General features: G+C 36.8%; 13 protein-coding genes, 2 tRNA genes and 1 pseudogene. 13 read left to right on the top strand and 3 right to left on the bottom strand.

The features are described 5' to 3' along the window. Positions 1–45: 45 nt before the first annotated feature. Entirely contained in the window at positions 46–1,155 is a 1,110-nt protein-coding gene (locus ACT4_RS09725; protein ID WP_007481767.1) for a transglycosylase SLT domain-containing protein, read from the bottom strand. 372 nt (positions 1,156–1,527) lie between these two features. Here ACT4_RS09725 and greB point away from each other — a divergent pair, with 372 nt between their 5' ends. From greB to ACT4_RS09700, 5 genes are all read left to right on the top strand, one after another. Then, positions 1,528–2,022 carry a transcription elongation factor GreB gene (greB, locus tag ACT4_RS09720; RefSeq protein WP_007481766.1) on the top strand — a complete coding sequence of 165 codons (495 nt, stop codon included), beginning with the start codon at positions 1,528–1,530 and terminating at the stop codon, positions 2,020–2,022. Positions 2,023–2,112: 90 nt separating this feature from the next. Beyond that, positions 2,113–2,202: transfer RNA gene (locus tag ACT4_RS09715), tRNA-Ser, on the top strand. A 199-nt stretch (positions 2,203–2,401) separates the two neighbouring features. Next, a complete protein-coding gene (locus ACT4_RS09710; RefSeq protein WP_007481764.1) occupies positions 2,402–2,809 on the top strand; it encodes a J517_1871 family lipoprotein in 408 nt (135 codons plus the stop codon). 65 nt (positions 2,810–2,874) lie between these two features. Next, positions 2,875–3,492, top strand: a complete 618-nt coding sequence (locus tag ACT4_RS09705; protein ID WP_034604863.1) for a MarC family protein — start codon at positions 2,875–2,877, stop codon at positions 3,490–3,492. Between the two features lie 212 nt (positions 3,493–3,704). Further along, positions 3,705–4,226 carry an acyl-CoA thioesterase gene (locus ACT4_RS09700; RefSeq protein WP_004878330.1) on the top strand — a complete coding sequence of 174 codons (522 nt, stop codon included), beginning with the start codon at positions 3,705–3,707 and terminating at the stop codon, positions 4,224–4,226. Between the two features lie 126 nt (positions 4,227–4,352). Here ACT4_RS09700 and ACT4_RS09695 read toward each other — a convergent pair whose 3' ends face one another. Further along, on the bottom strand, positions 4,353–4,550 hold the full coding sequence (locus tag ACT4_RS09695) for a hypothetical protein (protein WP_007481760.1): 198 nt from the start codon (positions 4,548–4,550) through the stop codon (positions 4,353–4,355). 480 nt (positions 4,551–5,030) lie between these two features. Here ACT4_RS09695 and ACT4_RS09690 point away from each other — a divergent pair, with 480 nt between their 5' ends. The 7 genes and pseudogenes from ACT4_RS09690 to pgaD all read left to right on the top strand — a co-directional run bounded on the left by ACT4_RS09690 (position 5,031) and on the right by pgaD (position 11,750). Further along, complete coding sequence (locus ACT4_RS09690; protein ID WP_007481758.1) at positions 5,031–6,035, top strand: GTP-binding protein; 1,005 nt, start codon at positions 5,031–5,033, stop codon at positions 6,033–6,035. An 89-nt stretch (positions 6,036–6,124) separates the two neighbouring features. Continuing rightward, on the top strand, positions 6,125–6,655 hold the full coding sequence (locus ACT4_RS09685; protein ID WP_004878333.1) for a YaeQ family protein: 531 nt from the start codon (positions 6,125–6,127) through the stop codon (positions 6,653–6,655). Between the two features lie 26 nt (positions 6,656–6,681). Further along, positions 6,682–7,023 carry an FKBP-type peptidyl-prolyl cis-trans isomerase gene (locus ACT4_RS09680; protein WP_004878334.1) on the top strand — a complete coding sequence of 114 codons (342 nt, stop codon included), beginning with the start codon at positions 6,682–6,684 and terminating at the stop codon, positions 7,021–7,023. A gap of 387 nt (positions 7,024–7,410) precedes the next feature. Beyond that, entirely contained in the window at positions 7,411–7,806 is a 396-nt protein-coding gene (locus tag ACT4_RS09675) for a hypothetical protein (RefSeq protein ID WP_004878335.1), read from the top strand. A 228-nt stretch (positions 7,807–8,034) separates the two neighbouring features. Beyond that, positions 8,035–10,032 carry a poly-beta-1,6-N-acetyl-D-glucosamine N-deacetylase PgaB gene (gene pgaB, locus ACT4_RS09670; protein ID WP_007481756.1) on the top strand — a complete coding sequence of 666 codons (1,998 nt, stop codon included), beginning with the start codon at positions 8,035–8,037 and terminating at the stop codon, positions 10,030–10,032. 13 nt (positions 10,033–10,045) lie between these two features. Beyond that, positions 10,046–11,301, top strand: a pseudogene (pgaC, locus tag ACT4_RS09665) (poly-beta-1,6-N-acetyl-D-glucosamine synthase). Between the two features lie 32 nt (positions 11,302–11,333). Continuing rightward, the gene (gene pgaD, locus ACT4_RS09660) at positions 11,334–11,750 is read left to right on the top strand and encodes a poly-beta-1,6-N-acetyl-D-glucosamine biosynthesis protein PgaD (RefSeq protein ID WP_007481751.1); all 417 of its coding nucleotides are present in this window, start codon (positions 11,334–11,336) and stop codon (positions 11,748–11,750) included. Positions 11,751–11,886: 136 nt separating this feature from the next. Here pgaD and ACT4_RS09655 read toward each other — a convergent pair. Continuing rightward, positions 11,887–11,972 (bottom strand) — tRNA-Leu (locus ACT4_RS09655). A 207-nt stretch (positions 11,973–12,179) separates the two neighbouring features. Between ACT4_RS09655 and ACT4_RS09650 the strand changes: the two genes are divergently transcribed. Continuing rightward, positions 12,180–13,940, top strand: a complete 1,761-nt coding sequence (locus ACT4_RS09650; RefSeq protein ID WP_007481749.1) for an alkaline phosphatase — start codon at positions 12,180–12,182, stop codon at positions 13,938–13,940. Positions 13,941–14,036 lie beyond the last annotated feature (96 nt).

The following is a 14,036-nucleotide window of genomic DNA, read 5'->3' as shown; positions in this document are numbered from 1 at the left end:
TAAAACGTACTAACTAAGTAGTAGCTTTTTTTTATGCCTATTGGGTTAGACCTCAATACGATTATTGGTTTTCATGTGCTCTAAATAAGTACGGATACGCGTGACATATTGTAAAGCTTGCTTGTAACGACCATTGCGTGCTTTGTTACGCTCTAAATAGTCATACAGGTTAACCCATTGTTTTGGATCTTTACCTTGTGCTTTGATACGTTTCTGAATCTGGTTCACTGCACCAGGCCCCATATTATAAGCGACTAGGGCATACCAGTTACGATCTGGAAAAGGGATGTCATCGTATTGATCTAACATCAAATCATAATACTTAGCACCACCTTGGATACTCTGTACCGGATCAGTACGATTAGTCACACCCATTGCTCGAGCAGTACCGCTCGTTAGCATCATTAGGCCTCGTACACCCGTGGGAGACACCGATGTAGGTTTTAGATAAGACTCTTGATAACCAATCGCGGCTAAGAGATGCCAATCTAAATCATACTTTGCAGCACTTTGCTTAAAGCTGGCTTTATAGATCGGTAAACGCTGATTTAAATCTTTCTGAATCGTTGACCATGACTCTGGTTTTACCACATTTCGATTATAAAAAGATGCTAACTGTTGTGTAGTACCAGCTTGCTTACTTTGGCAAACAAAACCACTTGCTGTTAAAGTAAGAGGATCATCTGCTTGTTTAAAGACCCAATTCAATTGAGGATTTAAACCATTTTTACTTAAAGTACCTTGATCGCCACAACTCGCTGAAAATGAAACAAGCTGTTTAGCCTCAATCGAAGCAAGGTTCGCTGTAGTCATCGCAAGATTTGCTTTACCTTGTGCTACCCATTTTAATGCGGTGGCATTATCAGGTACGGTTTTAAAATCAAGTTTTACATTCAGGCTTTGTGCGTAGTTACGTGCTAAGTCATAACCAAAACCATGTAAGAACTGACCTTCTTTAAAAACTGTGGTTGGATTTTCAACTGCAACGACAGTTAAAACATTTGTGTTTACAACAGTGTTGTATTGATGCGATTTTTCTGCATTCAAGCTATTAAAAGGTAGAATCGCAACACCTAAGGCTAAAGCTTGAAATGGACGTTTGGAAGATAAAGAGTTAAGGCTAGGCCTAGACCCAGAACTTGAATTACTGTGCATGTTGTCTCCGCTACAGGTAATTTATGCCCTAAAAGCTCAGCAAAACACGGCTTTAGCTTTTTAAAGTTGATAAATTCAATAAGGGGTGGGCAAGTCATGAACGTCATTCAAAATGACATTGAGTTAAAGGGACGCAATGTAAATGTTTCACAACATTTACAAAAAGTATAAAAAATAAACAAAAACTAACTTAGGGGCGCATAATAAGCGTCAAAAAAGTGATTGTCAAATTTTGAACAATAAAAAAGAGAGAAATACATCACAAACATCTGATTTGAAAAAGAATAAAATTTATACACTTTAGCGATGGTTAAATAAGGAATACAATGCAAAAACTTGTAAGTAAAATGTTGTATTAGCGTATTTTTAACTATGAAATCGAATTTAATTACTCGCACTGGACATGATTTATTAGTTGCTGAGCTAAAAAAACTTTGGCATGACGAGCGACCTGAAATTACCAAAAAAGTAAATTGGGCAGCAAGTTTAGGTGATCGATCGGAAAATGCAGATTATCAGTATAATAAACAATTGCTTAGGAAAATTGATCGACGTGTTAGATATCTAGGTAAGCGCTTAGAAGAATTAAAAATTGTCGATTATGTGCCCGAACAGGACGGAAAAGTATATTTTGGGGCTTGGGTTGAAATAGAAAATGATCAGGGTGAGCAGAAAACACTCAGAATTGTTGGAGTTGATGAAATTTATGACCATCATCCACAGCATATCTCAATTGAGTCTCCAATGGCTAAAGCTTTACTCAGTAAACAAGTCGATGATGAGGTCGAAGTTCATACGCCATTAGGAAAAAAACTTTGGTATATCAATTCAATTCGATATGAAAAGCACGAAGATTCATCAAATTAGCAACTTTTGATTTTATTTTGAGCGTTCGGTGTAGTTTTTTAAATAAAAGATTTGCCAAGTTGAATTTTTATTTATATGATAGCCGCCATTGGAAGCGTGGCAGAGCGGTTTAATGCACCGGTCTTGAAAACCGACGAGGGTGTGAGTCCTCCGTGAGTTCGAATCTCACCGCTTCCGCCAAATACTTAAAAAGCCTTTGTGAAAACAAAGGCTTTTTATTTTTTGAATCAGAAAAAATTTGCATCTTAATGATCAGAAAAATAAAAGAATATTTATCCTTCAAGTTTACATTTCAAATACTACTTAAATACATCCTATGTAAATTTGAACATAACGAATATGTAAAAATTATTTGTTTAGATGTCGTTAGGAGTTGCTTGTGCAGAAATTCTTTTTAACAAGTGTTTTATTAATGACTTTAGCTGGATGTACTTCTATAACTACAATGACACCTACACAATTTAATAATCTCGCTACAACTCGATTGTCATTTTCAGGGAGTTGGTCTGGAAAAGTTGGTGAGAGTTGGTCTGTACTAAAGCTCGACCCACAAGGTAAAGGCTTATTATGTATGGATGATCGCAAAGATCTGATTTCATATAAGGTAAAGCTTGTGGATGATGTACTTTATACGGATCAAGGTGCTAAGTTTAAAGTTAAAGAGCTTAACTATCAGCAAGCAAACCTATATATGAGCTTGTTAGGCGTAGGAGCGACTTTAAGTTTAGATAAAGATGATGAGCTTCAGAATGCAACTAATAAATGCAGACAATTGATAAAATCTTAAAGGTGAATCGTTGGGCATCATTTCAATCGAGATGATCAAAAAGTTGAACAAATAATAGGATGTTTATGTTTTCTACATATATTCATGCATTTGCACTATTTTTCTCATTACTGAATCCCTTTCTAATGAGTGTTTACATGATTGGGATGATTCGAAATACTGACGCAAAGGTATTTAGTAAAGCCTTAATACAAGGCTGTTTCATTGCCTTTGTCGTATTTGTCTTATTTGCATGGGGTGGGGAAAGTATTTTTAGTCGCTATCTAAATGTTAGATTTGAGTCTTTTCAAATTTTTGGTGGATTGATTTTCTTGGTGATTGGCTATCGTTATGTTTTTCAGGGCGCAGAAACGATTGGTGAAATGCGCGGTGCTCCCGAACATTTAGCTGGGACAATTGCCATGCCATTTATGATTGGACCAGGCACAATCAGTGCTGCTGTTGTAACAGGTATAAGTGTACCCTTTACTGGGGCAATGGCTGTGATCGCAGTGACTTTGATACTAACGTGTAGCATTCTTATTTTAATGAAATTTGCTCATGACCATTTACGTTATAAACATGCCAAATATATCGACCGTTATTTTGATATTGTTGGGCGTTTATCTGCTTTGCTAATTGGTACGATTGCGATTGATATGATTGTGAATGGTATAACTGGCTTGATACAGACAACGAATTAATGTTCAAGTTTCTGTATAATCGGTATTTTTATCTGAAATGTGATTTTTATAATGAATGACAAATCAGATAAAAATGACCTTGATGTAATCATTTTGAAATACTAAATAAGAAGAGTATAAAAATAATTGATGGTAATTTGATCATTTTTGCATATGTTTACATGAATTAATACATCATAATAATGGGGTTGCGTATTTTACGAGTTTTACTCATGTCTCCTTTAGACCAATTAAATCAAGCACCTGATGATCAGTCGGAATTGACGATGTCAGTTTTAATGACACCAGATATGGCAAATTTCTCAGGTAATGTTCATGGTGGAGCAATTTTAAAATTACTCGATCAGGTTGCATATGCTTGCGCGAGTCGTTATTCAGGTAGTTATGTAGTAACTTTATCCGTTGATAAAGTAAATTTTAAAGAGCCAATTTATGTTGGTGAATTGGTCACTTTTTTAGCGAGTGTCAATCATGTTGGTCGTACTTCTATGGAAGTCGGAATTCGAGTTGAAGCGCAGAATATTCAAAAGCGAACGATTCGTCATACCAACACGTGCTATTTCACTATGGTTGCTGTTGATGAGGAGCGTCAACCTAAACAAGTTCCAGCATTAAATTTAGATACGGATTGGAAGCGTTGTCGCTTTGAAGCGGCAGAGCAGCGTAAAGTTCATCGTTTAGAAGAAGTACAGCAGCCTTCATGTAGTATTTTCAAAAAATCAACTCAGTGCTGATTTAAGTATTTTTATCACTTCAAAATAAAAAGATCGAACCGCAGCATGGTTCGATCTTTAACATTAATCATGCGATAAACATAATCAATGGCGCTCAAAAGTTCTGGAGGAACCTTTTAGTTTAATTTAGTTTGTTGCAGTTGGTGCTGAAGCAGGCGCTTCGCTTGCAGTCGCATCAGTAGCAGCTTGACCTTGAGTTTCTGGTTGCTCTTGCGTAGATACTACAACTTTTTCTTCAGTTTCTGGAGCTTGTTGAGGTGCGGCAAAAGTTGATGCAGCAGCAAGAGTTAATGAAGCAGCTAATAATGATTTAATAAGTTTCATGTTTGGCATCCTTAATTTCATTTGAAATACAGCTGAAGTTTGATTCATTTGCGGTATGCAAAATCTCGCATTTCGGCATGAGGTCAATGCTAAGTGCCAATATTTTTTACATCAATATCCTTAACAATCTTTTACGACTAGCTTAACAATATGAAATAATAATTAACTTTATGTTGCTGCATTGTAAATAAATGAGCATATCAAGCATGATAAAATGTATGAAAATATGTAATTTAGCTCAAAAAATAAGCTCTAATTTTACGTGTTTAGAACATTCGATGATTAATATCCGTTTTGTCTGAATTGTATAAAACTATTGTTTTATCAATATTGATAATAATATTAGATCATAAGTGATAACTATTTATCATAATGTGATAAAAATGAGTTTTGTGTTTTATCATGCTGGAAAGTTAAATTAGCTGCATTTTTATAAACTTTATCTATAAAATATTTGAAAAAATTCATTTTGAGAACTATGTGAAACTGATTGCTTCTCGTGCTGTGCCTACACATATTATTTCTGGTTTTCTTGGTGCAGGAAAAACAACGCTGCTCCAACATTTATTAAGTCAAAAGCCAGAAAATGAAGTTTGGGCGGTATTAATGAATGAGTTTGGTCAAATAGGGGTAGATCAACAGTTAATTTCTCAACAGCCAGGCTATGCAGTCAAAGAACTATTAGGTGGTTGTCTTTGTTGCAGTAGTCAACTTCCAATGCAAATTGCACTATCTCGGTTATTAAGTGAAAGTAAACCTGATCGCTTATTTATAGAGCCAACGGGATTGGGGCATCCAGCGCAATTATTAGAACAGTTAACTGAGCTGCATTGGCAAAAGACATTGGATATGCGTGCTTTAGTCATCGTTGTTGACGGTAGTCGTTTACATGATCAAGCGTGGGTTGAACAAAATTTATATACCGACCAGCTCAAAGCCGCACAAATTGTCGTGATTTCTCATGTAGATTGTATGAGTGATGAGGATAGAGAAGCCTATTTAGAGTTGAAACAAGAATATCAAACCTATGTGCGGCATTGGATTGAGGCTGATCATGGTATTGTAAATATTCAGCAGCTCGATATGATTCAGCAACCTATACAGCGGAAAATACAACCTTTATTAAAACAACAAAGTATGCAGGCAAATAGTGAAGATGTACCTGCCATAAAACAACTTCCATACCATTATGTTGAAACGTCACAGGGTTATACGGTGGCAGGTTGGAAATTACCCAAACGTTGGCAATTCAAGTTTTATGATTTATTAGATTTGCTTTGTGCGCAGCAAGATTGGGTGCGTATCAAAGGGATTTTTAATACAGATCAAGGTTGGAAAAGTTTTAACTTCAATCCGCAGCAGTTTAATTATAAATCTGTAGAAGAGAGCATTGATAATCGAGTAGAGATTATTTGCCAATCAAATCAAGATTGGTTGTTGTTTGAAACGGAATTATTGGCTTGTCGTTTAAATGAAGCGGAATAAAACAACCAGATCGAATCATCTCATTCTTCTTCCAAAAATAGAGTATGCTTAGCGCCAAATTTTATGTTCCCCTGATTTGGAAAGTTGTAATGGCATTAAAAGCAACGATATATAAAGCAGATATTAACATCGCCAATATGGATGATCATATCTATGCAGATTACCAGTTAACACTTGCCTTGCATCCATCTGAAACAATTGAGCGTTTGATGGTGCGTATTCTTGCTTATGCACGTTATGCTGATGAAGGTCTAGAATTCACTAAGGACTTATTCGAGACTGATGAACCAGCACTTTGGCAAAAAGATTTAACGGGCTTGCTTGAGAAATGGATTGAGGTAGGGTGTCCATCTGAAGATAAAGTTAAAAAAGCCAGTGCACGTTGTAAGCAAGTCGCTATTGTCACCTATGGATCACAGGCAAATGATTGGTGGCAGAAAAATACCAAGATCAAGACGTTAAGTAATGTTGAAGTTTGGCAGCTTACACCTGAAACAACAGAAGCACTTGAACAATTATGTGAGCGAACGATGCAACTCCAACTCAATATTATGGATGGTGAGTGGACGCTGCTTAGTGATAAAGGCCAAGTTGATATACAGTGGCAAAAGTTACAGTAACACATTAAGGTTAGTTGGAGAGAGAAATGAGTGCAGAACTAGAAATTATTGATTTAAAAGTCGGTGAAGGAAAAGAAGCAGTTAAAGGTGCTTTGATTACGACTCACTATACAGGATGGTTAGAGGATGGCACAAAGTTTGATTCCTCGCTTGATCGCGGCAACTATTTTGAAACTGTAATTGGAACTGGACGAGTTATTAAAGGTTGGGATCAGGGAATCATGGGAATGCGTGTAGGTGGAAAACGTAAACTCATTGTTCCAGCGCATTTGGCTTATGGTGAACGTAAGATGGGTAAAATTATTCCAGCCAACTCAAATCTAATTTTTGAAATTGAATTATTTGATGTAAAAACCCGAGATCAATAATAAAAATTTAAGATCAAACACTCGTAAAAAAGCCTGTTTTTTCGGTTTAATTACGAGTGTTTTAGTAGGGTACAAAAAATATACAAACCATTTTTTCTAACAAATTCTATCGTTTTGAATTATAAAGATTTTTTTATTTTAAAAATTTGCAACATTCTGCACAAAATTGTTGATTCTATAGACAGTTCTGTATATCTTTGAGTAAAAGAGCTATGTTTTCTGAATCAAACTTTTCTTGAAAAATGTGATTTAAATTTACCTTTTGGAAAAAATTGCTTTAAAGTGATGGTTGATAGAGGGGTTAATCTATTGATCTCATAAGGTAAATTACAAAAATATGATGCTTTATCAAAGCAAATGATAAAAATTGAGTGAGTAGAGGTAGATATGAATGATTATTTGGATATTACCGCGTCAGAGCTTTTGAAAGAGCTAAATAATTTTTTTATGATCGATACTTATGATGGTGCAGAAACAGGGTTCTGGGTCAACTCAAAAGCTCTGACAGATAAGCACTATTGGATGGATGGTGATAACAAAGTAGAAATTATAAAAGAATTAAGTCCTTCGCATCCGCACGCTGAGTATAGTTATAAAATTACATTGCTTTCACCAGAAGATGGTAATGTTTTGCTACTCGAATATGATGGAGTAAACAAACGGATCCAAACTTTTCGTCGAGGAGATTGGGTAAATCGATTGTATCGTTACTTCTATCGTAAAGAGCGTTGTTATTTACAAGATCGCGCAGAAGACCCTAATTTTCAGCTCATTGAATACTAATTTTAAATACCCCTAATATTTTGAATATTGGGGGTATTTTTTATAATAAAAAATCATATCAATATATAAAATTTCACATTAAATTTTAAGATTGTTTTCAGCTTTCAAAATTATAAATACCTTCCTAAATGACAGCTAACGTACTATAAATTTTACCTGCCAATAAAATGTAAAATTCAAAGGCATGTTTTGCGGTCAATCATTTTCTAATTTTGAGAAAATATCCCTATGCCAACAGGTATCGTATCGTCGACCTATAAATTGATTATAGGTTTAGTCGTCGGCATTGCTGCAAATACAACTCTCTTAGCAGCAACGCCTAAAATTGATGCGACAGCATTAACTATTATTGGATACCATGAAATTACTGATCGAAAAGATGCTTTGATTCCAAGTTATGCGGTCACATCTCAACAGTTTAGTGAACATCTTGATTGGTTAAAAAATAATGGCTATCACTTTATCAATGTTGATCAACTTATAAAGGCGCATGAAGGTAAATATAGCTTGCCGAATAAACCTGTTTTACTGACTGTAGATGATGGTTATCAATCATTTTATCAAAATGCATATCCTATTATCCGCGCAAAAAAAGTTCCTGTTGTTCTTGCTGTTGTTGGTTCTTGGTTGGAGCCTAAAGAAAGTCAGAAAGTTGACTTTGGTGGTGAAGCAATTTCACGAGCTAAAATTTTAAGTTGGAAAGAACTTAAAGAGATGCAAAATAGTGGGCTAGTTGAAATCGCTAGCCACAGTTATCATCTACATCAAGGGATTGTTGGAAATCCTCAAGGTAATTTAGAACCTGCCGCGATTACACGTATTTATGATTCTGCTAGCAAAAGCTATGAAAGTGACGAGCACTATCAGTCTCGTATATTCCAAGATTTAAAAAAGAACAATGATTTATTGAAATCACATGGACTTCGTTCTCCGCGTGTCATGGTTTGGCCTTATGGTCGCTATAATATGCAACTGGTACAAACTGCCAAACAGTTGGGAATGCCGATAACCATTACGCTGGATGACGGTGCGGATCATGCAAAACAATCGTTGCAGAATATGAGTCGTATTCTTGTACAAGGAAATATGTCGACGAGTGCATTGGCACAAGAAATTAAAAACCGTGAACTCAATTTAAATGACAATAATCGTCCGCAGAAGATTATGCATGTCGATTTGGATTACATTTATGATCCAGATCCTCAACAACAAGAACGTAATCTAGGAAATTTGCTCGATCGAATTAACGCGATGGGTGTAAATACTGTTTATTTACAAGCTTTTTCTGATCCTGATGCCAATGGTTCTGCGGATATGGTGTATTTCCCAAATCGACATATTCCAATGCGTGCTGATTTGTTCAATCGTGTTGCATGGCAAATTCAGACCCGTACACCAGTGCAACGTTTATATGCGTGGATGCCATTATTGGCTTGGGAATTACCGAAAACAGATACTGTCTCAAAGGATTTAGTGGAAACCCAACAAGCCAAAACTGGCGAACATTTAAATATGGGATATATCCGTCTTAGTCCATTCTCTCCTGACGCGCGTCAAACGATCAAAGAAATTTACCAAGATTTAGCTAAATCAACACCGTTTGATGGTCTATTGTTTCATGATGATGTGACCTTGTCAGATTATGAAGATGCAAGCCCTGATGCTTTGGCTGCCTACGCAAAGCAGGGTTTACCAACCGACTTAGCAGAAATACGAAGTAATGATGCAGAATTGCAAAAATGGACTGCCTACAAAACAAATTACTTAGATGATTTTGCAATGCAGTTAGCCACTGAGGTTCGTCAATATCAACCTTATTTATTGACTGCTCGTAATCTATATGCACAAGTTGCACTTAATCCTTATGCAGAAAACTGGTATGCACAATCGTTGGAACAGTCATTAAATCGTTATGATTTTACTGCGATTATGGCAATGCCTTATATGGAGCAGTCAAAAAATCCAAATCAGTTCTATACCGATATTTTAAATCGCGTCAAAAAATATCCTAATGGGATTAAGAAAACGGTGATGGAGTTACAAGCCATTAATTGGCGTAACGATCAAAAAGTTCCTTCTGAAGAAATGGCTGAAACCATCAAGTCCCTTTATCAGCAAGGAGCTATGCATGTTGCTTATTATCCAGATGATCCAATTAAAGGACATCCTGATGTAGAGATTATGCATAAGGCTTTCGCATTAAAATCACCACAGCTTGTGCCTTAATGGAGTCAACTTAATGACTATTATTGCATCATTGTGGGCGCATGCCATCAAGTTCGTATTTTATTACCCATTATTCATGTCTTATCTATGGATGATGGGGGCAATTATTTTTTACTGGAAGGAGCGTCAGGAACCACCATATCAGCAACCTGCGGCCTTGGCTGAGTATCCAAAAGTTGCCGTATTAGTTCCTTGCTTTAATGAAGGCGACAATGCAGAAGAAACCATCAGTCATGCTTTGCAATTGGACTATCCTAACTTCGAGGTCATTGCGATCAATGACGGTAGTTCTGACAATACTGGTGAGGTCCTAGATCGGCTTGCAGCACGATATGAAAAACTACGAGTTGTTCATTTAGCACAAAACCAAGGCAAGGCGATGGGCTTACAGGCGGGTAGTTTGATGACGGATGCTGAGTTTCTAATTGGGATTGATGGTGATGCTTTATTGGATCCGCATGCTGCCAAATGGATGATCCGTCATTTCTTAGAAGATCCAACGGTTGCTGCAGTCACTGGTAATCCACGTATACGTACCCGATCAACTTTATTAGGACGGATTCAGGTTGGGGAGTTTTCTTCGATTGTTGGTATGATCAAGCGTGCACAACGAACTTTTGGGCGTTTATTTACGGTATCAGGTGTGATAACAGCATTCCGTAAAAGTGCAGTACATCAAGTCGACTATTGGTCTCCAAATATGTTGACGGAAGATATTGATATCACATGGAAATTACAGCGTGCAGGCTGGGACGTGCGATTTGAACCGAATGCATTAGTTTGGATACTCATGCCAGAAACCTTAAATGGCTTATGGAAACAGCGTCTACGCTGGGCAATGGGGGGAGCACAAGTCCTCGTAAAAAATATTGATGTTTTTTTATTCCTAAATTAAATTTTTTATGGCCTTTGATGTTTGAACTTTGTTTGACACTCATTTGGTCATATTTGATGCTTATTATGGCTGTAATTTGGCTGCTGCATTTTGTATTGGCAATACCTGCATTAGCTGTTGTGAGTTCACCTTTTTTACCATATGGTAGCGGCATTTTGTTAGGGGCGACCTGTTTAATTCAGTTTGCCTTAAGCAAATGGATGGATAGTCGTTATGAACCGAACTTGGGGAAAAACTACTATTGGATGATTTGGTATCCCTTTGTATTTTGGTTAATTACGATAACGGCAACGATTGTCGCCTTTCCTAAGGTGTTAGTACGTGGTGAAGAGAAGCGAGCGCGTTGGATTAGCCCAGATCGTGGAATTCGTTGAGTCGAAAGACTTATTTTGCTGAGTAAAGAGCAATGAAAGCAAATAGTTTGATTATTGATTTACGTCGTCAGCTTCCTTGGCATAAGCGTTATGCTTCTACCACGACGACTGCAATGATGTGGGGTGGATGGTTATTATTATGGCGCCCATTTATTTTAATTTGGTTGTTAGTTGAGTTTCAGAAAACGCATTTGGCGCAGCGTCTAATGGCAGCTTTTAGTAATGGTGTTGAGCATGGTGCAACGGCTTTATTTGCATGTGCAGTAGCATTGCTGTTGTGGGGATTTTTACCAGCCAAGCGTGTTCATAAAACGCATGTCGTTCAAAAAGGACTGGTCGATTACGCACGTTATTTTGAAATGCCTGAGCAACAGATTCAGAGTGGTCGCCAACAGAAGGTAACAGTCATTCATCATGATGCGAATGGTAAAATTATTGGTATTGAATGATGTAGTCTATTGATCTATATACAGCACCTTAGTTTATTTTTGAATTAAGGTGTTTTTTTATTCTCTTGAATTTTAGGCATAAAAAAACCAGCTTACGCTGGATTTTTATTTGCACCATCAAACATTAGTTGAAAGATGGTGCCCGAGGCCAGACTCGAACTGGCACGCTTTGTGGGCGGGGGATTTTAAATCCCCTGTGTCTACCGATTTCACCACTCGGGCATGTGCGCAATAATAGAGGACACTTTAAAACTTGGCAAGAGTTAAACTTGTTATTTGCTTTCTTTTCAATCAATTCATGCATTTATCTGATGAAAAGTGAGCGATATGAGGGGGTTTTCATGATTCTTTCATCAAACTGAGATCAAAAGTTCATCTAAGCAGCGTAATTTCAATCATTTATAGTTATAAAACGAAGGTAGCTATCAAATGACAGCAAAAATTTCGAGACGGGCACTCATTCAAAACAGCTTATTTGGCTTTGGGGCATTATCTTTATCGGTTGGTATTACGGGGTGTAATGATAGTTCTGACAAGGAATCATCAACATTACAGGTGAATTTTGAACATGGGGTAGCAAGTGGTGATCCATTGCAAGATCGCGTAATTTTATGGACTCGTTTAACCCCGAATGAGGCGAGCGCACGTTTGCAAGTGACGTGGGAAATTGCAAAAGATCAAGAGTTTAAACAAATCATTAAAACAGATAAAGTGACAACATCAGCATCACAAGATTTTACCGTAAAGGTGGATGCAACAGGCCTCATTCCTGATCAAAGTTATTTTTACCGTTTTATTTTTGGAGAAAAGATTTCTCCAGTAGGACAGACCAAAACTTTGCCAACAACAACAACTAAAGTGAGTTTTGCTGTTTGTTCATGTTCCAATTATCCTGCGGGTTATTTTTACGTTTATCGTGAAATGGCAAAGCAAAATGTAGATGTGGTTATTCATTTGGGTGACTACATATATGAATATGGCGCTGATGGTTATGCAACTGAAGATGCCGAAAAACTTGGTCGTACTTTGCCAGTGGATAACAATAAAGAAATTATTAAATTAGATGACTACCGCAAACGTTATGCACTGTATCGTAAAGATAAAGACTTACAAGCTGCTCATCAACGTCATCCATTTATTGTGATTTGGGATGACCATGAGTTAGCGAATGATACGTGGAAAGATGGGGCGGAGAATCATCAAGAAAATGAAGGTTCTTTCTTGGATCGTAAACTAGCAGCTCTACAAGCCTATTTTGAGTGGATGCCAATTCGTCCTGTTGATGATCAACATGTAAAAATCTATCGCCAATTCGATTTCGGTAATCTTGTTCAACTTACTATGTTGGATACACGTATTATTGCACGTGATGAACAGTTGGATTATGCAAATTATTTAACAGCTATAGGCTTAGATATTACTAAATTCCAAGCGGATCTCACCAACCCAGCGCGTACTTTAATGGGGTTCGAACAACGTGATTGGTTGCTTGGAAAATTACAACAGTCAACTGCAACATGGAATGTGCTAGGTCAGCAGATTTTAATGGCGAAAATGTTTATTCCTGCTGAATTATTGCTTTCTTTGGCTGAAATTACATCTGGTAATCCAAGTGCTGACACACTTGCAAAAATGAATACGCAAATTACTGAGCTGGTAACACTAAAAGTTCGTTTGCAAAATAATGATCCAACACTTACAGAACAAGAAAAAGCACGAGTCCTTACCACTGCACCTTATAATTTAGATGCTTGGGATGGCTATTTCACTGAACGTGAAATTTTGTACGGTACATTAGCGCAGTTGAAAAAGAAAATTGTTGTTTTGGCAGGAGATACGCACAACGCTTGGTCTTCAAATTTATATAGTAAAGATGGGGCATATGTTGGTGTTGAGTTGGCAACGAGTTCGGTGTCTTCACCGGGACTTGAAAAATACCTCAATATTCCTTTGGCGCAATTACAGCAGTTTGAATTTGCATTTAAAACATTAATTGATGAACTAAATTATTGTAATTTAAATCAAAGAGGTTACTTGGTCGTACAATTTGATAATTCGCAAGTACAATCTCAATGGAATTTTGTCGATTCTATTAAGCAAGCAACTTATATGATTGATGAAAGTAGACAGCATCAACTTAGTCTAGATGCGAATCTTATGCCAGTGAATACAGCACAGCAAGTGGCTTAGTTAGGTAATGCAAAAAGCCAAGTTTCAATACTTGGCTTTTTATTTCTTTAAATTTTAGACATAAAAAAACCAGCTTACGCTGGATTTTTATTTGCA

Origin of the sequence: Acinetobacter sp. NBRC 100985, assembly GCF_000241225.1 — a bacterium.
Lineage (GTDB): Bacteria > Pseudomonadota > Gammaproteobacteria > Pseudomonadales > Moraxellaceae > Acinetobacter > Acinetobacter venetianus.
Note: the sequence above shows the minus strand (reverse complement) of the source record. Positions and strands in the feature narration are given on the sequence as shown.

Bases quoted from the DNA above. Each gene is read 5' to 3' on its own strand.
- ACT4_RS09705 (WP_034604863.1), top strand. From the start codon at position 2,875: ATGTTTTCTACATATATTCATGCATTTGCACTATTTTTCTCATTACTG.
- pgaD (WP_007481751.1), top strand. From the start codon at position 11,334: ATGAAAGCAAATAGTTTGATTATTGATTTACGTCGTCAGCTTCCTTGG.
- ACT4_RS09725 (WP_007481767.1), bottom strand. From the start codon at position 1,155: ATGCACAGTAATTCAAGTTCTGGGTCTAGGCCTAGCCTTAACTCTTTA.
- ACT4_RS09700 (WP_004878330.1), top strand. From the start codon at position 3,705: ATGTCTCCTTTAGACCAATTAAATCAAGCACCTGATGATCAGTCGGAA.
- ACT4_RS09680 (WP_004878334.1), top strand. From the start codon at position 6,682: ATGAGTGCAGAACTAGAAATTATTGATTTAAAAGTCGGTGAAGGAAAA.
- ACT4_RS09650 (WP_007481749.1), top strand. From the start codon at position 12,180: ATGACAGCAAAAATTTCGAGACGGGCACTCATTCAAAACAGCTTATTT.
- greB (WP_007481766.1), top strand. From the start codon at position 1,528: ATGAAATCGAATTTAATTACTCGCACTGGACATGATTTATTAGTTGCT.
- pgaB (WP_007481756.1), top strand. From the start codon at position 8,035: ATGCCAACAGGTATCGTATCGTCGACCTATAAATTGATTATAGGTTTA.
- ACT4_RS09695 (WP_007481760.1), bottom strand. From the start codon at position 4,550: ATGAAACTTATTAAATCATTATTAGCTGCTTCATTAACTCTTGCTGCT.
- ACT4_RS09675 (WP_004878335.1), top strand. From the start codon at position 7,411: ATGAATGATTATTTGGATATTACCGCGTCAGAGCTTTTGAAAGAGCTA.
- ACT4_RS09685 (WP_004878333.1), top strand. From the start codon at position 6,125: ATGGCATTAAAAGCAACGATATATAAAGCAGATATTAACATCGCCAAT.